This is a genomic window from Pinisolibacter sp. DMC100 (genome assembly GCF_056313705.1).
In genome coordinates, this window is record NZ_JBQUZT010000006.1 from 97,423 (window position 1) to 118,857 (window position 21,435).

Sequence of the window (21,435 nt, forward strand, 5' to 3'; positions counted from 1 at the left end):
GCCGCTCGATCCGCACAGGCATAGCACTCAAATTCGAAAATACGAATGTTTTCATGAGTGGGTCGCGGTATCGTATCGCGTGGCCTCGCTCCGGTCGAAAGGGCATCGACGTCCATGACCACCACCGACGACAATTCCACCAAGTCGATGACCATCATCGTCACCAAGGGGTCGCTGGACTGGGCCTATCCGCCCTTCATCTTGGCGACGACCGCGGCGGCGATGGGGGTCGACGTGACGTTGTTCTTCACCTTCTACGGTCTCGGTCTTCTCAAGAAGAAGCTCGACCTGCAGGTGACGACGCTGGGCAACCCCGCGATGGTCATGCCGATGGGCGGCATGCATCTCTCGATGCCCAATCTCATCGGTGCGTTGCCCGGCGTCGACGCCGCCGCGACCAAGATGATGAAGGACATGATCGCCAAGAAGGGCGTGGCCTCGATCGAAGAGCTGCGCGACATGGCGATCGAGTGCGACGTCAAGATGATCGCCTGCCAGATGACGATGGATCTGTTCGAGTTCAAGCTCGAGGACATGATCGACGGCATCACGCTCGGCGGCGCGGCGTCCTACATGGAAAACGCCCTGAAATCGAACATCAACCTCTACATCTGACATCGCCACGCGGCCGCGAGCGCGGCGTCGGGCGAGCCGAGGAGACAAGTCATGGCCGATCAGGTTCTCGACGCGAAGGGCCTCAACTGCCCCCTTCCGATCATCAAGACCAAGAAGATGCTCAAGGACCTGCCGGTCGGCGGGACGCTCGAAGTGCTGGCGACGGACCCCGGTTCGGTCGCCGACTTCGCCGCCTTCTGCCGCACCACCGGCAACGAACTCGCCGAGCAGGGCCAGGACGGCGGCGTTTTCCGCTTCGTCATTCGCCGGGCATCGTGAGAAATTTTTGCTGATGAGGCGCGGGATACCGCGTGTCATCGGGGATTCATCGTAGCGTTCAGTGTCGAATCTGGAACGTCTTTCCTCAGCGGCCCGCCGGGCCGTGCGCGGGCCGGGGGGCTCGGACGAGGGGCGGACGGCTTGGGGGAAAGTCATGAGCAAGATGCGTCGAGCGGCTCGGGTGGTCGTGCCGGCAGTGGTCGCCTTCGGATTCGCCACCGCGGCAAATGCCACGGAAGGCTATTTCCAGACCGGTTACGGCACGATCCAGAAGGCCCAGTCGGGCGCGGGCGTCGCCCATCCGGAAGACGCGATGACGCTCTCGGTCAACCCGGCCGGCCTGACCTCGGTCGGCCGCCAGTTCGAGGCGGCCTTCACGCTGTTCTCGCCGCGGCGCGAGTTCACGTCGACCAACACCTTCCCCGGCACCTTCCCGACGACGCGCGGAACGGTCACCAGCACGCAGGAAATCTTCCTGATGCCGAACATGGCGTGGTCGTCGCCGATCGACGCGCAGTCGGCCTGGGGCGTGGCGCTGTTCGGCAACGGCGGCATGAACACCAACTATCAGTCGAGCGTCTTCGGCGCCGGCCAGACCGGCGTGAACCTCGAGCAGATGTTCCTGACCGTCGGCTACGCCCGCAAGATGGGCGACTTCTCGGTCGGCGTGGCGCCGGTCGTGGCGATGCAGAAGTTCCGGGCGACCGGCTTCGGCTTCTTCGACCAGGCGGCCTTCACGTCCAAGCCCGGCAGCCTGACCAACAACGGCGACGACTACGCCTGGGGCGCCGGCCTGCGCGCCGGCTTCCTGTGGAGCCTGACCAAGGAGTTCCGCATCGGCGCTTCCGGCCAGACGCCGATCTGGTCGACCAAGTTCGACAAGTATGCCGGTCTCTATGCCGACGGCGGCTCGTTCGACATTCCCGCCAACGTGACGGTCGGCATCGCCTACGACGTCCTGCCGACGCTGACGGTGATGGTCGACTATCGCCACATCTTCTATTCGGGCGTGCCGGCGATCGCCAATTCCGGTGCGGCGCTCGGCGGGCCGGTTCCGCTCGGTGCCTCCGGTGGCGCGGGCTTCGGCTGGAAGGACGTCGACGTGATCGCGGTCGCCGCCGCCTGGAAGGCGACGAAGGACCTGACCCTGCGCGCCGGCTATTCGCACAACAACAGCCCGATCGGCTCCGATCAGGTGTTCTTCAACACCGTCGCCCCCGGCGTCGTCACCGACCACATCTCGCTCGGCGCCTCCTACGACTGGACGAAGAACCTGACGATCGATCTCGCCGCCGCCTACGTGCCGAAGGCGTCGGTCACCGGTCCCGATCCGTTCGGCGCGCCGGGCGACACGATCACCCTCTCGATGTCGCAGTGGGAAGCCTCGTTCGGCGTCCGCTACAAGTACTGAGCACCGTCTCGACGACGGAAAACGGCGGCGCGGGCGAGAGCTCGCGCCGCTTCGTCGTTCTCGTCGGCGATCGCGCCCGCGGCCGCGTCCAAATCGCGCGGATGCGCCATTCCACTAAAACATATATTGCGCATCGAACTTCAATCGTTATCCTACCGACGAGGATCCGACCGAGAGGCGGCGGGTCTTTCTCGGGGGAGCGGGCGATGTACGTGACCTCTCGCGACGTGCGGTCGGGCAAGGGTTGCGGCCACGACGATCACGGCACGGCGGGCCGGTGCGGTTGTGCCGAACCGCGGCTCGACGCGCTCGCCGGGCCGCTCGAACCGGCCGTCCGCGACGCCCTGCTCGAGGCGCTCGACGACGAACATCGTTCGATCGCCTTCTGTGCCGCGGTGCTGGATCGCTTTCCCGCCGCGATGCCCTTCGCCCACATGGTCGGGGCCGAGACGCGCCACGCCGCCAAGATCGCGGCGGTGCTGCGGGCCTGCGGTGTCGCCGTGCCGGAGAATCGCCATCTCGGCTCGGCGGCGATCGCGCGGCTGGTGCCGGCCTCCGTCGCCTGCGCCTGCGACATCGCCGTCAAGGCCGAGCTCGACAACGTGGTGCTCTACGAGGACCGGCTTCTTCCCGCCGTCGCCGACCAGCCGGTCGTCACCGAGCTCTTCACCTGGCTGATGATCGCTTCGCGCGACCGTCATCTGCCCGCCTATCGGCGTTGGACCGCGGGTCAGCGCTTCGGAGGCATCGCGCCGTGACGGGCGCATTGCGCCTCTTCGAAGGCTGGTACTTCCGCACTTTCCGTTGATCGCGACCGCGGTTCGGCCGATCCTCGCGCGCGAGGGTGCCGCCGGGCGGCAACGGTCGGGAGGGCGGATGACGGATCGACGGAGGGTCGCGGCGGGGCTCGCGGCGTGGGCGGGAGTGCTGGCGGCGGGGCGGGCCGATGCGGCGTCGCTGCCGCTCGTCTCCGACGACGGCTCGCCGATGCGGAACACGATCCTCCCGGACGCAGACGCGCTGCGGCGGGTGGCGACGACGCAGCGCTTCGGCGCTGCCGACGCCGACGTCGTGATCGTCGAGGCCTTCGACTACAACTGCGGCTACTGTCGCGCCGCGGCTCGCGATCTCGACGATCTGACCCGGGCCGATTCCCGACTGGCGCTGGTGCCGCTGCATCTGCCGATCCTGTCGCCGGGGTCTGTCGATGCCGCCCGCGTCCAGATCGCGGTGCTGCGACGGTACGGGGGCGACGCCGCGCGGGCGTTGCACGTCGCGCTGCTCGAGGCGCGCGGCTTCGTCGACGGGGCGAAGGCGCGGTCGATCGCGGGCGATCTCGGCGTGTCGGTCGGCGAGGCGGAGATCGCCGCCGCCGACGGCGAGGTGGCGGCGCAGCGCGCGCTCGCCGGACGGTACGGGCTGAAGATCACCCCGACCTTCGTGATCGGCGACGTCGCCTTCGTCGGCTGGCCTGGGCGGCCGACGATCGAGCGTTTCGCCGCCGCGATGCGGCGATGCGGCCGGATCGCCTGCGCCTGAGAGATCGCGAAAGTCGGAGCGGGGGACACGTGGACAAATTCGCCGCGCCGGTTCAATTTCAATACATGAACCGATTTGAATATGTCCGGCGTGGCCTTCTCGGCCTGCTCGGGGTGCTCCTTTTCGCGCTGTCGACGCTGCCTTCGGGCGCGGCCGAGGAGCCGCGGGTGGTGCGCGTCGGGGTGCTCGCCTATCGCGGTTCGGAGGAGGCGGAGACCACCTGGGAGACGACCTTCGGCCATCTGGCGCAGACGCTGCCGCAGTATCGCTTCGAGATGGTGCCGGGCAGCGCCGCCTTCCTGACGGCGGCGGTGGCGGCGCAGCGGCTCGACTTCCTCGTCACCAATCCCGGCCATTTCCTCGAACTGGCGATCGGTTATTCGGCGACGGCGATCGCCACCGAACAGGACATGGACGGCACGGCGGCGGCGGAATCGGTCGGAGCGGCGGTGGTGGTGCCGGCCGATCTCGGCGAGGTGCAGCAGCTCTCCGACCTCAAGGGCCACCGCATCGCCGCGGTCGGCTCGGAGGCCTTCGGTTTCCGCGCCGCCTGGGCGGAGTTCCTCGAGCGCGGCGTCGATCCGTTCAAGGATGCGAACCTCTTGTTCGTCGGCTTTCCGGTCGAGGGCGTGCTGGAGGCGGTCCGCACGGGACGTGCGGACGCCGGCGTCGTCCGTTCGTGCCTGCTCGAGAAGCTGGTGGCGGAGGGCAAGGTCCGCGCCGATGCCTTCCGCGTCGTCGGGCGGCGGGCGTCGGGGACGTTGCGCTGTCAGGTCTCGACCCGGCTCTATCCCGGCTGGCCCTTCGTCAAGGTCGCCCAGACGCCGACGCCGCTCGCGCGCGACGTCGCCAAGACGCTCATTGCCATGCAGCCGACGACCGGCGACGTGGTGTGGACCGACCCGGTCGACTATCAGCGCGTCCAGGACCTCTATCGCGCCCTCAAGGTCGGGCCCTACACGCCGTTCTCGCGGCTCGGCATGCTCGACTTCGCCTTCGAGCATCGCTGGTGGGGGGCGGCGATCGTCATGGCGATCGCCTGGTGGCTGATCCATGTCGGCCGTGTCTCCTACCTGCTGCGCAAGCGGACGCAGGAACTGCAACGGGCACACGAGCTCGCCCGGCTCGAGAGCGAGCGGATGGAACACACCGTCCGCCTGTCGCTGATGGGCGAGATGGCGAGTTCGCTCGCCCACGAGATCAACCAGCCGCTGGCGGCGATCCTCTCCTATGCGCGCGGCTGCGAACGGCGGATCGACGGCGGCACCGACCCGGAGGGCGTGCGCGAGGGGGTGCGCCGCATCGCCGTGCAGGCCGAGCGGGCGGGATCGATCGTCCGACGGATGCGCGACTTCGTGCGCAAGAACCCGTCGCGGCAGGTGCCGGTCGATCCGGCGGCGATCGTCGCCGACGCGCAGGCGCTGTTCGAATCGACGGCGACGGCGCGCGGGGTGAAGATCGAGGCCGACGTGCCGGCGCGGCTGCCGACCATCCGCGCCGACCGGCTGCAGATCGAGGAGGTGCTCTTGAACCTGCTGCAGAACGCGCTCGAGGCGGTCGCCGATCGGCCCGAGCCGCGCATTCGCCTCACCGCCGAGGACGGCGCCCACACCGTCGACTTCGCCGTCGCCGACAACGGTCCGGGCGTCGCGCCGGGGGCGCGCGATCTGCTGTTCGAGGCCTTCTTCACCACCAAACCCGAGGGGCTCGGCCTCGGCCTGTCGCTCAGCCGCACCATCGTGGAAGCCCACGGCGGGCGGCTCGAACTCGATCTCGACCGACCGGGCGAGACGGTCTTCCGTTTCCGCCTGCCGCAACTCGAAGAGGAAACACGTGTCTGACCCGACGCCGATCATCCACATCGTCGACGACGATCCGGCCGTGCGCGACGCGGTCGCCTTTCTGGTGTCCTCGCTCGGCTACGCCCACGAGGTCTCGACCTCGGCGAAGGAGTTTCTGGCGAAGCTCGACGACGACCGGCCGTCCTGCGTCGTGCTCGACGTGCGGCTGCCGGGGATCTCGGGGCTCGAGCTCCAGGGCGAGTTGATCCGGCGGGGCTCGCCCTGCGGCATCATCTTCGTCTCGGGCCATGGCGACATCCCCAAGGCGGTGCGCGCCGTGCGCCTCGGCGCCTTCGATTTTCTGGAAAAGCCGTTCGACGATCAGGTCCTGCTCGACCGCATCGGCGAGGCGTTGGCGGCGAGCGGTGAGGCGATCGAGGAGCGACGGCGCAAGAGCGATCTCGAGCGGCGGCTCGGCTGCCTCACCGATCGCGAGCGCGAGGTGCTGGCGCTGGTGGTCGCCGGCAAGACGTCGAAGGCGATCGCCCTCGACCTCGACATCTCGGTGAAGACGGTCGAGAACCACCGGCACAATCTGATGACCAAGGCCGGCGCCGGCTCGGTGGCGCAGCTGATCGCCTGGGCTCAGGAGCCGGCGGCGGGTTGAGTTTCCGCTCGTTTTGCAGTGCACCTGGGTGGAAACCCCCAGGCGCCCCCGGCACCGACCCCGATAGGAACTTTCCCGTATCCCCTTAGGCTGGACCCATTCGAAGATCCGCCCGGCAAAGCATCGGGCGGACGCGAGGGGCAGGAAACGACCGGACGAGGAGGGGCGGAACGCCCTTTCCGCGAACGCCTCAGCTCACCCCTCGATGGACATTCCCGGGCGACCGGGACGATGCGCGAGGGGGCTGATGACGAAGGGCACGCGTAACATCGACGACTGGACGAGCGAGCGGGAGCGCCCGCGCCTTCGCCGCGCGCCGGAGAACTTCCTCGCGCCCGACGAGATCGCCGCCGTCTCGGCCGGCCGTCGTGGCTTCCTGCGCGGCTCGTTCCTCGCCGCCGCCGCCGCCATGACCGGCGGTGCCGCGGTCGCCCAGGAGAAGCCGGCCGGCGAGGACGCCATCCTCAAGTTGCCGCCGTGGTCGACGTCGCTCGGCCAGCCGGTCGCGGCGACGCCGTATGGTTTGCCGTCGAAGTACGAGACCGCGATGCAGCGGCGCCAGAGCCCGGGTCTGACCCAGGTGGCGGGCTCTTCGGTCTCCTTCATGCCGCTCCAGGGCATGTTCGGCATCATCACGCCGTCGGGTCTGCACTTCGAGCGCCATCACCAGGGCTGGCACGACATCGACCCGTCGCGCCACCGGCTGATGATCGACGGCTCGTCGCCGGAGATGGTCAAGAAGGCCAAGGTCTACACGCTCGACGACCTGATGCGGATGCCGTCGGTGTCGCGCATGCACTTCATCGAATGCGGCGCCAACACCGGCATGGAATGGGGCAACGTGGCGGTGCCGACCGTCCAGTACACCCACGGCATGTTGTCGTGTTCCGAGTTCACCGGCGTGCCGCTGCGCACCCTGCTCGAGGACTGCGGCGCCGACTTCACCAAGGGCAAGTTCGTGCTGGCGGAAGGTGCCGACGGCTCGTCGATGACCCGCACCATCCCGATCGAACTGGTCATGTCGGGCGAGGTCATCGTCGCCTACGGCCAGAACGGCGAGATGCTGCGCCCCGAGAACGGCTATCCGCTGCGGCTGATCGTGCCGGGCGTGCAGGGCGTGTCGTGGGTGAAGTGGCTGCGCCGCATCGAGCTCGGCGACATGCCCTACGCCACCAAGGACGAGGCGGTCCACTACATCGACCTGATGCCGGACGGCCAGCACCGCCAGTACACCTCGATCCAGGAGGCGAAGTCGGTGATCACCTCGCCGTCGGGCGGCCAGACGCTGCTCGACAAGGGCCATTACAACGTCACCGGCCTCGCCTGGTCGGGTCGCGGCAAGATCAAGCGCGTCGACGTCTCCTTCGACGGCGGCATCAACTGGATCGAGGCGCAGCTGCAGACCCCGGTTCTGTCGAAGTGCCTGACGCGGTTCAACGTCGGTTGGGACTGGGACGGTCGCCCGGCGATCCTGCAGTCCCGCGCCATGGACGAGACCGGCTATGTCCAGCCCGGCTACCGGGCGCTGCGGGCGGTGCGCGGCACCCGCTCGATCTATCACAACAACGCCATCCAGTCCTGGAAGGTCGCGATGAACGGCGAGGTGAGCAATGTTCAGGTTCTCTGATCGCGGCTCGCTCCTCGCCGGCGTCGTCGCCTTCGGCCTCGTCCTGGGCGCCGGCGCGGCGCGCGCCACCGACGACTTCGCCGGCATCGGCCGGGCCGCCACGCCGGCCGAGGTCAAGGCGTGGGACATCGACGTGCGCCCCGACTTCAAGGGCCTGCCCAAGGGTTCGGGCAGCGTCGAGAAGGGCGAGCAGGTGTGGGAGGCGAAGTGCGCCGTCTGTCACGGCACCTTCGGCGAGAGCAACAAGATCTTCTCGCCGCTGGTCGGCGGCGTCGAGAAGGACGATCTGAAGACCGGCCACGTCGCCGCGCTGAAGCGCACCGACTTCCCGGCGCGCACGACGCTGATGAAGGTGGCGACGGTCTCCACCCTCTTCGACTACATCCGCCGCGCCATGCCGTGGAACGCGCCGAAGTCGCTCTCCGACGACGAGGTCTATGCGGTCCTCGCCTATCTGCTGAACCTCTCCGACGTGGTGCCGGGCGACTTCGTGCTCGACGACCGGTCGATCCGCGAGGTGCAGAAGATCATGCCGAACCGCAACGGCATGACCTGGGATCACGCCATGTGGCCGTCGGCGGCCTTCACCGGCAAACCGGTCGCCCCCGACGTCAAGGCCGAGCCCTGCATGAAGGCCTGCAAGAAGGAGCCGGAGATCGGCTCGATGCTGCCCGAACACGCGCTCGCCTCGCACGGCAATCTCGCCGACCAGAACCGCCCGTTCGGCCCGGTGCGCGGGCAGGTGACGGCGGCCTCGACCGAGGTCGTGGCGGTGCGGCCGAAAGGCGCCGTCATCGCCGATTCGAACGGTTGCCTCGGCTGCCACGCGCCGAACGCCAAGCTGGTCGGCCCGAGCTACGTCGAGGTGGCCGGCAAGTACAAGGGCGCGGGCGACGCGGCGACGAAGCTCTTCGCCAAGGTTCGCGCCGGCGGCGAAGGCGTGTGGGGCGACATGGCCATGCCGCCCCAGGAGGAGATCAGGGACGACGACCTGAAGGAGGTCCTCGGCTGGATCCTCGCGGGGGCACCGGAAAAGTGAGGCGCGGGGCGCGCTTCGACACAGCGACGCGCCGGCGGCGCGCAATGACGGAGGAGACGACGACATGAACAGGCAGACGATCGATCGGCGAGGCTTCCTCGCGCGCGCGGCGGCCCTCGGGCTGACCACGGCGCTGGGGACGACCCTCGCCCCCCACTTGGCGCGGGCCGAGTGGATGAAGGCGGCCTTCGACGGCAAGTCGCTCGCCGACACCTACAAGGCGATGGGCGTCGCCGACGCCAAGGAGAGCGGCGACGTGCAGATCCTCGCCTCCGACATCGCCGAGAACGGCGCGGTTGTGCCGATCCAGGCGGTCTCCAAGATCGCCGGCACGACGCAGATCTCGGTGCTGGTCGAGAAGAACCCGAACATGCTGGCGGCGCTCTTCGACATCGGCCCGGACATGGTCCCCGACGTCACCACCCGCATCAAGATGGGCCAGACGTCGAACGTCGTCGTGCTCGTCAAGGCGGACGGCAAGTACTTCACCGCGACCAAGGAAATCAAGGTCACGCTCGGCGGCTGCGGCGGCTGATCGAAGACCGGAGGACACGACATGGGCAATCCGATGAAGATCCGCGCCGCCTCCAAGGACGGCGTCACCGAAGTCAAGGTTCTGATGAGCCACGAGATGGAGACCGGCCTGCGCAAGGACGCCTCGGGCAATCTCGTCCCGGCATGGTTCATCGCCGAGATCACCGCCAAGCTGAACGACAAGCCGGTGATGACGGCGCAGTGGGGACCCTCGGTCTCCAAGAACCCGTTCCTCGCCTTCAAGATCAAGGGCGGCAAGGCCGGCGACAAGATCGCCGTCACCTGGACCGACAACAAGGGCGACACCCGCACCGACGAGGCCTCCGTGACCTGATCGGTCGCGCGCGGTCCCGGAAGAAGAACGAGAAGACCACGAGGGAGGGGAGAACCATGAGACGACGGCATGCTGTCGGGCTCGCCGCGCTGATCGCCGTCGCCGGGCCTTGGGCCGGCGCGGCGCTGGCGGAGGGCGACAAGTCGATCGAGAGCATCGAGGCCTATCGCGAGGCGCTGAAGGACGGCAACCCGGCCGAGCTCTTCGAGGCTCAGGGCGAGGAGCTCTGGAAGAAGCCGGCGGGGCCGAAGAACGTCTCCCTCGAGACCTGTGATCTCGGCATGGGCCCGGGCGTCGTCAAGGACGCCTATGCCCATCTGCCGCGGTACTTCAAGGACACCGACAGGGTGCAGGACGCGGAGAGCCGCGTCCTCACCTGCATGGCGACGATCCAGGGCATCGACGTCGCCAAATACGTCTCGGCCGGCTGGGGCAGCCCCGAGAAGGACGCGCTCAACGCCATCGCCACCTACGTCTCGGGCATGTCGAAGGGCACCAAGGTCGCCGTCTCGACCGCGCACCCGAAGGAAAAGGCGATGGTCGAGCTCGGCCGGCGGATGTTCTACTACGCCGGCGGTCCGCACGACTTCTCGTGTTCCACCTGCCACGGCCAGGACGGCACCCGCATCCGCCTGCAGGAACTGCCCTACATCCCGTCGCAGAAGGGGGCCGCCTCCGGCTGGACCTCGTGGCCGGCCTACCGGGTCAGCGCGGGCCAGATGTGGGGCATGCAGTGGCGCCTCGCCGACTGTTTCCGCCAGCAGCGTTTCCCCGAGCCGATCTACGGATCGGACGTGACGGTGGCGCTCTCGATGTTCATGGCCGCGACCGCCAACGGCGCGACCATGGACACCCCCGGCATCAAGCGTTGAGGAGGCGGACATGACGAAGACCACGCTTTCCGCCACTCTCGCCGCCGCCGCGATGGCCGGTGGTCTCTTCCTCGCCTCCTCCGCCTTCGCCGGCGGATCGTGGGGGCCGGGCGCCGACGATGCGGCCTTCGAGGCGATGCTGAAGTCCGGTTTCCGCGAGAAGGGCATCGCCAAGCTCGATCGCCTGAAGCAGGACGAGACGCAGGCCTTCTGCTCCGACCCGAAGGTGGCCGAGGCCAAGGAATCGGCCAAGAAGCGCGCCGAGATCGAGGCGGCGAACCTCGCCACGGTGAAGTGGCCGTCGGACGGCAAGTTCCTCGGCGACTTCAAGGAGGGCGAGAAGATCGCCCAGTCGGGCCGCGGCCTGACCTCCACCGACAAGGCCGATCAGGTCAACGGCGGCAATTGCTACAACTGCCACCAGATCTCCAAGACCGAGATCTCCTACGGCACGATCGGCCCGAGCCTGCTGGGCTACGGCAAGATCAAGGGCACCTCGGAGGAGGCGCTGCGCTCCACCTGGGCGAAGATCTGGAACTCCAAGGCGTCGAATGCCTGTTCCAACATGCCGCGCGCCGGCCACATGGGCATCCTCGCCGAACAGCAGGTCAAGGACCTGATGGCGCTGCTGCTCGATCCGAACTCCCCGGTCAACAAGTGACGAGAGGGCCGATCGACCGGATCGGCCCTCACACTTCCCGCTCCGACACGAGACGAGGCGCGACGCCATGAACCGCCGTGAATTCCTGCATCTGCTCGCCCTGGCGTCCGCCTCCGGCATGGCCCTGCCGACCGAGATCGTCCGCGCCGAGGCCGCGGCCGACCGCCTCTACGACGCGCCCGCCTTCGGCAACGTGTCGCTCCTCCACATCACCGACTGCCATGCCCAGCTGAAGCCGATCTGGTTCCGCGAGCCCAACGTCAACCTCGGCGTCGGCGCGATGAAGGGGCAGGCGCCGCACGTGGTGGGCAGGGCCTTTCTCGACCACTTCGGCCTCCCCGCCGGCGGGCCGGAGGCGCATGCCTTCACCTATCTCGACTTCGAGAAGGCGGCGCAGGTCTACGGCCGGGTCGGCGGGTTCTCGCACCTCGCGACGCTGGTGAAGCGCATCCGCGCGACCCGTCCGGGCGCGCTGCTGCTCGACGGCGGCGACACCTGGCAGGGGTCGGGCACGGCCCTGTGGACCAAGGGTCAGGACATGGTCGAGGCGGCGAAGCTCCTCGGCGTCGACGTGATGACGCTGCACTGGGAGTGCACCTACGGTCAGGACCGGGTGAAGGAGATCGCCGAGAAGGACTTCGCCGGCCACATCGAGATCGTGGCGCAGAACATCAAGACCACCGACTTCGGCGACCCGGTCTTCGCCCCCTTCTCGATGCGCGCGGTGAACGGCGTCAAGGTGGCGGTCGTCGGCCAGGCCTTCCCCTACACGCCGATCGCCAATCCGCGATACATGGTCTCGGAATGGACCTTCGGGATCCAGGAAGAGAACATGCAGAAGACGGTCGACGACGCCCGCGCCCAGGGGGCGCAGGTCGTCATCGTCCTCTCCCACAACGGCATGGACGTCGACCTCAAGATGGCGTCGCGGGTCCGCGGCATCGACGCGATCCTCGGCGGCCATACCCACGACGGCATGCCCAAGCCGACCATCGTCGCGAACCCCGGCGGCAAGACGCTCGTCACCAATGCCGGATCGAACGGCAAGTTCCTCGGCGTGCTCGATCTCGACGTGAAGGGCGGCAAGGTCTCCGACTTCCGCTATCGGCTGCTGCCGGTCTTCGCCAATCTGCTGAAGGCCGACACCGAGATGGATGCGTTGATCGGCAAGATCCGCGCGCCCTTCGAGGCCAAGCTCTCCGAGAAGCTGGCGGTCTCCGAGGGGCTCCTCTATCGCCGCGGCAACTTCAACGGCTCGTTCGACCAGCTGATCCTCGATGCGCTGATCGCCGAGAAGGACGCCGAGATCGCCTTCTCGCCCGGCTTCCGCTGGGGGACGACGATCCTGCCGGGCGAGGCGATCACGATGGAGAACGTGCTCGACCAGACCGCCATCACCTATCCGACGACGACGTTGACGCCGATGACCGGTGCGCAGATCAAGGAGGTGCTGGAGGACGTCTGCGACAATCTCTTCAACACCGATCCCTACTACCAGCAGGGCGGCGACATGGTTCGCGTCGGCGGCATGAGCTGGTCCTGCGATCCGACCGCCGCCATGGGCCACCGCATCGGCGACATGCGGATCGGCGACAAGCCGGTCGACGCCTCGAAGTCCTACCGGGTGGCGGGCTGGGCGCCGGTGTCGGAGGCCGCGCGCGATGCCGGCGGCGAACCGATCTGGGATCTCGTCGCCCGGCACCTCAAGGCGAAGAAGACCGTCGCGTCGCCGAAGCTCAATCTGCCGACGCTGAAGAACATGGATGGCAACGTCGGCGCCGCGCTGTGAGCGCTCCGATCGAGAACGACAACGTCGGCCGCTCCGCGAGCGGACCGACGAGGGGAGGGAAGGCCATGAACGGACTGTGGATCATGCTGCGGCGAGTGCTGCTGGCGCTCGCGCTCTGCCTCGGGGCGACGCCGGCCTTCGCCGGCGACAAGGTCGTCTATCACTTCGACGACGCCGGGCTTCAGGGGCTGAAGGGGCTCCGGAACATCCGCAACCATCTCGACGTCGCGCCCGACACCAAGATCGTCGCCGTCGCCCATGCCGACGGTGTCGACTTCCTGCTCGAGGGCGCCAAGGACCCGAAGAGCGGGGCGGACTACGCGCCGCTGATCTCGGGGCTGAAGGCGGCGGGCGTCACCTTCGAGGTCTGCGAGATCACGATGAAGCGGCGCAATCTCAAGAAGGAGCAGTTCAACATGGATGCCGACTTCACGCCCTCGGGCGTGGTGCGCATCACCGAACTGCAGGCGCGCGAACACTACGCCTACATCAAGCCGTGACACGGGCGAGGAGGCCGTCATGCTCGAGGCTCTGGTCGATCTTCTCGGCGACCGTGCGGTGCTGGCGCTCGGCGGCCTCGTCATCGGCATCCTGTTCGGCGCGCTCGCCCAGCGCTCGCGCTTCTGCCTGCGCGCGGCGACGCTCGAGGTCGCCCACGGCACGCTCGGGCCGAAGCTCGCGGTGTGGCTCTTCACCTTCGCGACGGCGCTGATCGCCACGCAGTTGCTCATCGTCTTCGCGCTGTTCGACACCGGTCAGGTGCGCCAGCTCAACAACACCGGATCGCTCTCGGGAGCGATCCTCGGCGGGCTGATGTTCGGCTGCGGCATGACGCTGACGCGCGCCTGCGGCAGCCGCATGCTGGTGCTCTCGGCGACGGGGAACCTCAGGGCGCTGCTCTCCGGCCTCGTCTTCGCGGTGGTGGCGCAGACCTCGCTCTCCGGCGTGCTGTCGCCCTTCCGCCAGTGGATCAACGGGCTGTGGACCATCGACGGGTCGTCGCGCGATCTCGTGGCGATGTTCGGCATCGGTCACGGCGGGGCGGCGGCCTTCGGCGGGCTGTGGCTGGCGCTCGGCATCGCCATCGCGGTGAGGAACCGCGTCTCGCTCTGGGCGTGGCTCGGGGCGGCGGGCGTCGGGCTGATGGTCGCGGTCGCCTGGTGGTTCAACTATGCGATGGCGGCGACCTCCTTCGAGATGGTGCCGGTCCACGCGCTCTCCTTCACCTCGCCCTCGGCCGACACGCTGATGTACGTGCTGTCGCCGCCGGGCGGGCCGCTGACCTTCGATCTCGGGCTGATCCCCGGCGTGGTGATCGGGTCCTTCGTCGCCGGGGCGCTCGGCGGCGACCTGAAGCTCGAGGGCTTCGACGGCGGGGCGTCGATGCGCCGCTACATCGCCGGCGGCTGCCTGATGGGCTTCGGCGGCGTGATGGCGGGCGGTTGTGCCGTCGGCGCCGGCGTCTCGGGCGCCTCGGTCTTCGCCGTCACCTCGTGGATCGTGCTGTGGTCGATGTGGATCGGGGCGGTGCTGACCGACCGGCTGGTCGACCAGCGGGCCTTCAGAGCGGAGATAGCCGATGCCGCGTCGTGACGCCTTAGCCGCGGTCGGCGCGAGCCTTCTCGCCGTCGGCCTCTTCGCCGCCGCGTCGCGGGCACCGCGGGCGGGCGAGGCGGAGGTGCCGTCGGTCGAGGTGGGACGCCGGCTTCTCGCCGAGAACGGTTGCGACGGCGCCTGCCATCGGGCGCGGGCGGGCGATGCCGATCCGACGGCGATCTACCGCCGTGCCGACCGGCGGGTGCAGTCGCGCGAGGAGCTCGACCGGCAGGTCGCCTTCTGCGTGTCGCGGCTCGGTTCGATGATCTTTTCCGAGGAGATCGGCTCGGTCACCGCCGCGCTCGATCACGATCACTATCGCTTCGACTGAGCCGGCGCGAGACCGGCGGGAGGACGGCCCATGACGATCGACCGACGCGGCCTGTTGGCGGGTGTCGCCGCCGCCGGCGGTGCGCTGACCCTGGCGGTGACCGACCTGTGGTCCGGCATCGCCCGCGCCGCCAACGACATCGAGGCCTTCGTCAAGGGGCCGCCGGTGCCCGACCGGCCGCTGACGGCGATCAGTCGCCACGTCTTCGTCATCGAGGCGCCGGACGGCTTTCCGACCCCGGAGAACCAGGGCCTGATGTCGAACGTCACCTTCGTGGTCGGCGACAAGGGCGTGGTGGTGGTCGACTCCGGCGCTTCGGTGCAGATCGCCGAGATGGCGATCCGCCAGCTCGAGGCGATGACCCGCAAGCCGGTCGTCGGCATCGTCAACACCCACTATCACGGCGATCACTGGCTCGGGAACGACGCCTTCGTGCAGAAGTGGGGCAAGGATCTGCCGATCTGGGCGAGGGCGGGCACGCGTGCGGCGATCGCCGGGGCGACCGGCACGCTGTGGCACGATTCGATGATCAAATGGACCAATCAGGCGACGCTCGGCACGCCGATCGTGCCGCCCAACACCGACATCGAACACGGTTTCGAGATCTCGCTCGGCGATGTGACGCTGCGGATGCATCACTACGGTCGCGCCCACACGCCCGCCGACATCGACGTCGAGGTGGTGGAGGACGGCGTCTGCTGCGTCGGCGACGTGCTGATGGATCGCCGCATCGCCAACATGGACGACGGCTCCTACAAGGGCACCTTCGAGACCATCGACAAGCTGACGGCGGCGGCGAAGCCGAAGATCTGGCTGCCGGCGCACGGCAAGCCGGGGCCGGGTGTCGCCCAATGGCACCGCGAGCTGTTCGAAGGCATCTGGGAGCGCTGCGTCGAGGCGGTCGACAAGTCGATCCCGCTCGATCGGGCGCTGGCCGAGGTGATGAAGGACCCGCGCGTCGCCTCGCGGGCAGCCGAGACCAAGGGCTTCGACCGCAACATCGGCAAATACGTCAGCCTCGCCTATCTCGAGGCCGAGCAGGCGCAGTTCTGACGTCCGCTGCCTCGCGACCGCCGCCTCAGGCGTCGCCGTGCGGTTCGGCTTCGAGGAAGGCGAGGAAGGCCCTCAGCGCGCCGCTCGGGGTGCGGTCGGCACGGCGCAGCAGGCGGAAGGGGCGCTCGAGGAACGACGGGTCGATCACCGTCAGCTGTCCGATCGCGACGGCGGAGCGCACGGCGGCGGCCGACAGCGCGGTGACGCCGCCGCCGGCGACGACGGCGGTCGCCACGGCCTCGTTGCTCGGCAGGGTGAGCGAGACCTTCAGCCCGCGCGGGTCGACGCCGCGGCGGGAAAGCTCGTCCTCCAGCACCTGACGGGTGCCGGAGCCCGGTTCGCGCATCACCCAGTCGAGCGAGGCGAGATCGATCGCGGCCGGATCCTTCGGCAGGCCGGCGGCGGTCTCGGGATCGGCGACGAGGACGAGGCGGTCGCGCGCCACGGTGCGGACGGCCAGCGCGGCGCCCTCGCAGTCGCCCTCGACGAAGCCGACGTCGGCGGTGTTGTCGGAGACGGCGCGTACCACGTGGGTGGTGTTGGCGACGGCGAGGTCGATCGTCACCTGCGGGTGGGCGCGGCGGAAGGCGACCAGCCGGGCCGGCAGCCACCAGGCCGCGGTGGTCAGGCTCGCCTCGATGCGCAGCGTGCCGCCGACCCGGCCGGCGAGTTCGGCGAGGCGGGCCTCGGCCCGTTCGGCCCGGGCGATCACCTCGCGCGCCTCGACCAGGAAGGCGCGGCCGACCTCGGTCAGTTCGATGCGGCGGGCGACGCGGTCGAAGAGGGCGACGTCGTGGCGCTCCTCGAGGGCGCGGATGGCGTTGGAGACGGCGGAGGGCGACAGCGCCAGTCGTTCGGCGGCGCGGGTCAGGTGCTCGCATTCGGCGACGGCGACGAAGATGCGAAGCTGGTCGAGGTTCATGGAGCGCTCCGGGCGAGGACCTCGACCCATAGCAGAGCAAAGCCGGTGACGAACAGCCAGGAGACGGCGCCGAGCGCCATCGGCTTCCATCCGTCGCGGAGAAGCGCGCGCACGTCGACCATCAGACCCATGGCGGCCAGCGCCACGGTGAAGAGGATCGTCGTCAGGTCGCCGGCGGCGGCGAGCATCGCGCGGTCGGGGTGGAGCACGCTGCCGATCACGACCATGGCGAGGAAGCCGGCGACGAACCACGGGAAGGGCGGGCGGCTCGTCGCCTCGACGCCGCGGCCGCGCAGCCAGCCGACGGCGAAGACCAGCGGCGCCAGCATGGCGACGCGGGCGAGCTTGGCGACGGTGGCGACCTCGCCGGCCTCGGGGCCGCCCTGGAAGCCGGCGCCGACCACCTGCGCCACCTCGTGGATCGAGGCGCCGGCCCACAGACCGAAGGAGGCGGGCGACAGATGCAGGAGCGGCGCCAGCGCCGGCAGCAGGAACATCGACAGCGTGCCGAAGAGCGTCACGGTGGCGACCGCATGGGCGACGTCCTCGCGCCGGCCGCCGGTGACGGCGTTCATGGCGACGATCGCCGAGGCGCCGCAGACGGCGGTGCCGGCGGCGACCAGCTCGGCGGTCTCGCGGGCGAGGCCCATGGCGCGGCCGATGCGGGCGGTGACGACGAAGGTGGCGACGAGGCCGGCGGCGAGACAGGCGAGGCTCTGCCAGCCGAGTGCGGCGAGATCGCCCAGCGTGATGCGCAGCCCGAGCAGCACGATCGCGGCACGCAGCACCGGCCGCATGGCGAAGGCGAGACCGCCGGAACACGCCGCCGGCAGGGGCGCCAGATTGGCCACCGCCATGCCGATCAGGATCGCCAGGATCATCGGCGAGAAGACCGCGAGCCCCGGGATCTTCCGGACGTAATAGGCGGCGACGGCCACCGCGACGGCGAGCGCCAGGCCGGGCAGCAGCCGGCGCGGGGCATCGAGCAGGGACAGAGTGGACGTGGCCATCGGCGGCTCCCGGGGTTGTTGCCCCAGACAAGCCGCGCAATGCGCGTCGCGTCCATCGCTGGATTTGGAAAACGATGTTCCGCAAAACGAAACGATCGCGCGAAACCATGCTCCGCCGGGCGGATCGTCTGTGCCCGGCGGGGAATGCCTCAGCCCGGCTTGCGCCCCGCGAAGTCGATCAGCGCCGAGAGGCCGACGTGGCCGTGGCCCTCGTCGACCTCCCGGTCGTGGGCGTGGATCGAGAGATCGACGAAGTCGCCGAAGGCCGCCTCGAGGATCTCGCGGGTGTACATGTTCTCCACCGCCTTCGGCCCGCCGGTGCCGTAGGCGATCTGTTCGGGACGGTAGCCCTCGAGGATCAGCAGGCCGCCGGGCTTCAGGGCGCGGCGGATGCCGGCGAAGATCGTCGCCCGGTCCTCGGGGCCGCAGAACTGGAAGAAGATCGCCGCGACGACGTCGAATTCCGCCTCCGGCCAGTCCCAATGCACGATGTCGACGAGCCGCGTGTCGAGCGTCACGCCGCGGGTTTCCGCCAGCGCCCGCGCCTTGGCCTGGGCATTGGGGGCGAAGTCGACCGACAGCGTGTCGAGGCCGCATTCGGCGAGGAAGACGCCGTTGCGTCCCTCGCCGTCGGCGATGGCGAGCGCCCGGCCGGACGTCGGCAGCAGCGGCTCGCAGGATGCGAGGAAGGCGTTCGGCTCGGTGCCGAAGACGTAGTCGGGATGGGCGAAGCGCTCGTTCCAGCGGTGGTATTCTTCGGTGGTCATCGACGCTCCTCGCGTTGTCCGCCGCCACGATGGCCGATGGCGGTGACGGCGGGAAGTCGCGATGTCGCGAGCGCGAGGGTATTCCCTCGATTGCCTCGGTCCGGGCGGGGCGGCATTCTCGCGGGATGATCCGCCGCCTTCTCGCCGCCCTCGTCGTCGTCGTCGCCGCCCTTGGGTCGGCGCGCGCCGACGACGTGCGCATCGGCGTGCTCGCCTTCCAGGGCTCGGAGCGGGCGGCGCAGGACTTCGAGGCGACGATCGACCATCTCCGGCGCAGCCTGCCGATGCACGCCTTCGCGATGGTGCCGCTCGATCTCGACGGCATCTCCCGGGCGGTCGCGGCGCGGACGATCGACTTCGTCGTCACCAATCCCGGCGACTACGTCGATCTCGAACAACGCTTCGGCGTCACCCGCATCGCCACCCTCGAGAGCCGCGACCGCGCCGCGCCGACCGACACGATCGGCTCGGTCGTGGTGGTGCCGAACCGGCCGGGGCGACCCGAACGGCTCGCCGATCTCTCGGGGCTCCGGCTGGCGGTCGTCTCCGAACAGGCCTTCGGCGGCTGGCGGGTGATCTGGCGCGAGATGGACGACGTCGGCTTCCCGCCGGCCAAGCTCGCGGCGCTGACCCAGACCGGCTTTCCGATGGAGAACGTTCTGGTCGCCATCCGCGAGGGCAGGGCGGACGCCGGCGTGCTGCGCGCCTGCGTGCTCGAGGACGCGATCGCCGCCGGGCGGGCGCGGGAGGGCGAGTTCGCGGTGGTGGCTGAACGCGCCGTGCCGGGCTTTCCCTGTCGATTGTCGTCGCGGCTCTATCCCGACTGGCCCTTCGCCCGGCTCGCCGGCACCTCGCCCGACCTCGCCAAGGTGGTCGCGGCGAGCCTGCTGACCATGCCGGCGGTCGGCGGCGGGGCCTGGACCGCGCCGCAGGACTACACCTCCGTCCACGCGCTCTTTCGCCAGCTGAAGATCGGTCCCTACGACTATCTCGCCCGCACCACGCTTCTCGGCTTCCTCCGAGCCTACTGGCACTGGTTCCTGGTGGCGGGCGTGGCGATCGGCTGGTGGATCGTCCACGTCGCCCGGGTCGAGACGCTGGTGCGGCGGCGCACGGCCGAACTCACGCGCGAGATCCAGGAACGCGAGAAGGCCGAGCTGGACGCCCGGCGCCACCGCGAGGAGCGCGATCAGTTCTCCCGTCTCGGCATTCTCGGCGAGATGGCCTCGAACATCGCCCACGAACTCAACCAGCCGCTCGCCGCCATCACCAACTATGCCGAGGGCATGACGCGCTTCATCGACGGCGGCCGGCTCGACCCCGCCTTCCTGCGCGACGGCGCGCGCGGCATCATCGGTCAGGCGGAACGGGCGGGCTCGATCATCCGCCGCATCCGCGCCTTCGTCCGCCGCCGCGAGGCGTCGCGCGAGGCGCTCGACGTCGACGAGGTGGTGCGCGACACGCTCGCCCTCTTCGACGGGCTGGCGGCACGGCGCGGCATCGCGCTGCGCGTCCATCTCGCCGGCGATCTGCCGAAGGTCGCCGCCGACCGGGTGGAGATCGAGCAGGTGCTGCTCAACCTGTTGCAGAATGCCGTCGACGCGATGATCGACCACGAGGGGCGCGAGCGCGGCATCACCGTGCGCACGTCGTCGGACGGGACGGTGGTCAAGGTGGCGGTGCGCGACCACGGACCCGGCTTGACGCCCGAGGTCGAGGCCCATCTCTTCGACACGTTCTTCACCACCAAGCCGCAGGGGCTGGGGCTGGGGCTCTCGATCTGCCGCACCATCGTGGAGAGCCACGGCGGGCGGCTGTGGGCGGCCGACAACGACGACGGCGGGCTCACCATGCGCTTCACCCTGCCCGTCGCGGAGAAGGAGGCGACATGACCGAGACCGCGGCACCGCTCGTCCTGATCGTCGACGACGACGAGGCGATGCGCCGATCGATGGCCTTCCTCTTCGCCTCGGTCGGGCTCGAGGCGGAGAGCTTCGCCCAGGCCGACGCCTTCCTCGACCGCTTGGCGGCGGGGGCGCCACTGCGTCCCGGTGCGCTGGTGCTCGACGTGCGGATGCCTGGGATGAGCGGGCTCGAGCTGCAGCGCATCCTCGTCGAGCGCGAGTTTCCGCTGCCGATCGTCATCGTCACCGGCCACGGCGACGTGCCGATGGCGGTGGCGGCGCTGAAGGCGGGCGCCCACGACTTCATCGAGAAGCCGTTCAAGGAACAGTATCTCCTCGACATGGTGGAGGGCGCGATCCGCCTGTCGCGCGACCGTCTCGCCAAGGTCGAGCGGCGGCGCTCCGTCGCCGAGCGGCTGGCGCGGCTGAGCCGGCGGGAGCGCGAGGTGCTCGACGGCGTGCTCGCCGGCAAGCCCAACAAGGTGGTCGCCTTCGAGCTCGATCTCTCGATCAAGACGATCGAGGCCTATCGCGCCTCGGTCATGACCAAGATGGATGCCGGCTCGCTCGCCGAACTCGCCCGGATGGTCGCCGACGCGGAATGAGGCGCGGCCCTGGTCGTTCGACGAGGCGATGTGGGTGCGCGATGCTTCGAGACGGGCGACCGACGGTCGCCCTCCTCAGCATGAGGCGTCTGTTTTTTG

At 69.3% G+C, this 21,435-nt stretch carries 23 protein-coding genes; 20 read left to right on the forward strand and 3 right to left on the reverse strand.

Translation table 11 applies throughout. The features are described 5' to 3' along the window. Nucleotides 1-114 precede the first annotated feature (114 nt). The 18 genes from dsrE2 to ACT541_RS17920 all read left to right on the forward strand — a co-directional run bounded on the left by dsrE2 (nucleotide 115) and on the right by ACT541_RS17920 (nucleotide 16,128). Nucleotides 115-615 carry a sulfur carrier protein DsrE2 gene (gene dsrE2 / locus ACT541_RS17835; RefSeq protein WP_476138450.1) on the forward strand — a complete coding sequence of 167 codons (501 nt, stop codon included), beginning with the start codon at nucleotides 115-117 and terminating at the stop codon, nucleotides 613-615. Nucleotides 616-666: 51 nt separating this feature from the next. Further along, nucleotides 667-894, forward strand: coding sequence for a sulfurtransferase TusA family protein (locus ACT541_RS17840; protein WP_476138451.1), 228 nt, complete (start codon nucleotides 667-669; stop codon nucleotides 892-894). A 154-nt stretch (nucleotides 895-1,048) separates the two neighbouring features. Further along, a complete protein-coding gene (locus ACT541_RS17845; RefSeq protein ID WP_476138452.1) occupies nucleotides 1,049-2,305 on the forward strand; it encodes an OmpP1/FadL family transporter in 1,257 nt (418 codons plus the stop codon). A 206-nt stretch (nucleotides 2,306-2,511) separates the two neighbouring features. Then, nucleotides 2,512-3,063 carry a ferritin family protein gene (locus tag ACT541_RS17850; protein WP_476138453.1) on the forward strand — a complete coding sequence of 184 codons (552 nt, stop codon included), beginning with the start codon at nucleotides 2,512-2,514 and terminating at the stop codon, nucleotides 3,061-3,063. Nucleotides 3,064-3,181: 118 nt separating this feature from the next. After that, on the forward strand, nucleotides 3,182-3,844 hold the full coding sequence (locus ACT541_RS17855; RefSeq protein WP_476138454.1) for a DsbA family protein: 663 nt from the start codon (nucleotides 3,182-3,184) through the stop codon (nucleotides 3,842-3,844). A gap of 29 nt (nucleotides 3,845-3,873) precedes the next feature. Further along, complete coding sequence (locus ACT541_RS17860) at nucleotides 3,874-5,685, forward strand: sensor histidine kinase (protein ID WP_476138455.1); 1,812 nt, start codon at nucleotides 3,874-3,876, stop codon at nucleotides 5,683-5,685. Beyond that, nucleotides 5,678-6,292, forward strand: coding sequence for a response regulator transcription factor (locus tag ACT541_RS17865; protein WP_476138456.1), 615 nt, complete (start codon nucleotides 5,678-5,680; stop codon nucleotides 6,290-6,292). Before ACT541_RS17860 ends, ACT541_RS17865 begins: the two co-directional genes overlap by 8 nt. A 247-nt stretch (nucleotides 6,293-6,539) precedes the next feature. Beyond that, complete coding sequence (gene soxC / locus ACT541_RS17870; RefSeq protein ID WP_476138457.1) at nucleotides 6,540-7,919, forward strand: sulfite dehydrogenase; 1,380 nt, start codon at nucleotides 6,540-6,542, stop codon at nucleotides 7,917-7,919. Beyond that, a complete protein-coding gene (locus ACT541_RS17875; protein ID WP_476138458.1) occupies nucleotides 7,903-8,958 on the forward strand; it encodes a c-type cytochrome in 1,056 nt (351 codons plus the stop codon). The genes soxC and ACT541_RS17875 overlap by 17 nt, the downstream gene beginning before the upstream one ends. A 64-nt stretch (nucleotides 8,959-9,022) precedes the next feature. After that, nucleotides 9,023-9,493, forward strand: coding sequence for a thiosulfate oxidation carrier protein SoxY (gene soxY / locus ACT541_RS17880; RefSeq protein ID WP_476138459.1), 471 nt, complete (start codon nucleotides 9,023-9,025; stop codon nucleotides 9,491-9,493). Between the two features lie 21 nt (nucleotides 9,494-9,514). Continuing rightward, nucleotides 9,515-9,826, forward strand: coding sequence for a thiosulfate oxidation carrier complex protein SoxZ (gene soxZ / locus ACT541_RS17885; RefSeq protein ID WP_476138460.1), 312 nt, complete (start codon nucleotides 9,515-9,517; stop codon nucleotides 9,824-9,826). 56 nt (nucleotides 9,827-9,882) lie between these two features. Beyond that, on the forward strand, nucleotides 9,883-10,698 hold the full coding sequence (gene soxA / locus ACT541_RS17890) for a sulfur oxidation c-type cytochrome SoxA (RefSeq protein ID WP_476138461.1): 816 nt from the start codon (nucleotides 9,883-9,885) through the stop codon (nucleotides 10,696-10,698). A 10-nt stretch (nucleotides 10,699-10,708) separates the two neighbouring features. Continuing rightward, nucleotides 10,709-11,359, forward strand: coding sequence for a sulfur oxidation c-type cytochrome SoxX (gene soxX / locus ACT541_RS17895; protein ID WP_476138462.1), 651 nt, complete (start codon nucleotides 10,709-10,711; stop codon nucleotides 11,357-11,359). A 67-nt stretch (nucleotides 11,360-11,426) separates the two neighbouring features. Then, nucleotides 11,427-13,148 (forward strand): thiosulfohydrolase SoxB, encoded by a 1,722-nt coding sequence (gene soxB, locus ACT541_RS17900; RefSeq protein WP_476138463.1) that lies wholly within the window; start codon nucleotides 11,427-11,429, stop codon nucleotides 13,146-13,148. A 65-nt stretch (nucleotides 13,149-13,213) separates the two neighbouring features. Next, a complete protein-coding gene (locus ACT541_RS17905; protein WP_476138464.1) occupies nucleotides 13,214-13,648 on the forward strand; it encodes a DsrE family protein in 435 nt (144 codons plus the stop codon). Between the two features lie 19 nt (nucleotides 13,649-13,667). Further along, nucleotides 13,668-14,741, forward strand: coding sequence for a YeeE/YedE family protein (locus tag ACT541_RS17910; protein ID WP_476138465.1), 1,074 nt, complete (start codon nucleotides 13,668-13,670; stop codon nucleotides 14,739-14,741). Next, complete coding sequence (locus ACT541_RS17915; protein WP_476138466.1) at nucleotides 14,728-15,075, forward strand: hypothetical protein; 348 nt, start codon at nucleotides 14,728-14,730, stop codon at nucleotides 15,073-15,075. Before ACT541_RS17910 ends, ACT541_RS17915 begins: the two co-directional genes overlap by 14 nt. A 30-nt stretch (nucleotides 15,076-15,105) precedes the next feature. Continuing rightward, nucleotides 15,106-16,128 (forward strand): MBL fold metallo-hydrolase, encoded by a 1,023-nt coding sequence (locus ACT541_RS17920; protein WP_476138467.1) that lies wholly within the window; start codon nucleotides 15,106-15,108, stop codon nucleotides 16,126-16,128. A gap of 25 nt (nucleotides 16,129-16,153) precedes the next feature. Here the strand turns inward: ACT541_RS17920 and ACT541_RS17925 are convergent, their stop codons facing one another. The 3 genes from ACT541_RS17925 to ACT541_RS17935 all read right to left on the reverse strand — a co-directional run bounded on the left by ACT541_RS17925 (nucleotide 16,154) and on the right by ACT541_RS17935 (nucleotide 18,827). Next, nucleotides 16,154-17,050, reverse strand: a complete 897-nt coding sequence (locus ACT541_RS17925) for a LysR family transcriptional regulator (RefSeq protein ID WP_476138468.1) — start codon at nucleotides 17,048-17,050, stop codon at nucleotides 16,154-16,156. After that, nucleotides 17,047-18,060 carry a YeiH family protein gene (locus ACT541_RS17930; RefSeq protein WP_476138469.1) on the reverse strand — a complete coding sequence of 338 codons (1,014 nt, stop codon included), beginning with the start codon at nucleotides 18,058-18,060 and terminating at the stop codon, nucleotides 17,047-17,049. The genes ACT541_RS17925 and ACT541_RS17930 overlap by 4 nt, the downstream gene beginning before the upstream one ends. Nucleotides 18,061-18,209: 149 nt before the next feature. Next, complete coding sequence (locus ACT541_RS17935; protein ID WP_476138470.1) at nucleotides 18,210-18,827, reverse strand: SAM-dependent methyltransferase; 618 nt, start codon at nucleotides 18,825-18,827, stop codon at nucleotides 18,210-18,212. A 125-nt stretch (nucleotides 18,828-18,952) separates the two neighbouring features. On the opposite strand from ACT541_RS17935, the gene ACT541_RS17940 reads away from it, so the two are divergent. Together ACT541_RS17940 and ACT541_RS17945 are read left to right on the forward strand one after the other, a co-directional pair. Next, nucleotides 18,953-20,719 carry a sensor histidine kinase gene (locus ACT541_RS17940; RefSeq protein WP_476138471.1) on the forward strand — a complete coding sequence of 589 codons (1,767 nt, stop codon included), beginning with the start codon at nucleotides 18,953-18,955 and terminating at the stop codon, nucleotides 20,717-20,719. After that, nucleotides 20,716-21,336, forward strand: a complete 621-nt coding sequence (locus tag ACT541_RS17945) for a response regulator transcription factor (RefSeq protein ID WP_476138472.1) — start codon at nucleotides 20,716-20,718, stop codon at nucleotides 21,334-21,336. Before ACT541_RS17940 ends, ACT541_RS17945 begins: the two co-directional genes overlap by 4 nt. The last annotated feature ends 99 nt before the right edge of the window (nucleotides 21,337-21,435 follow it).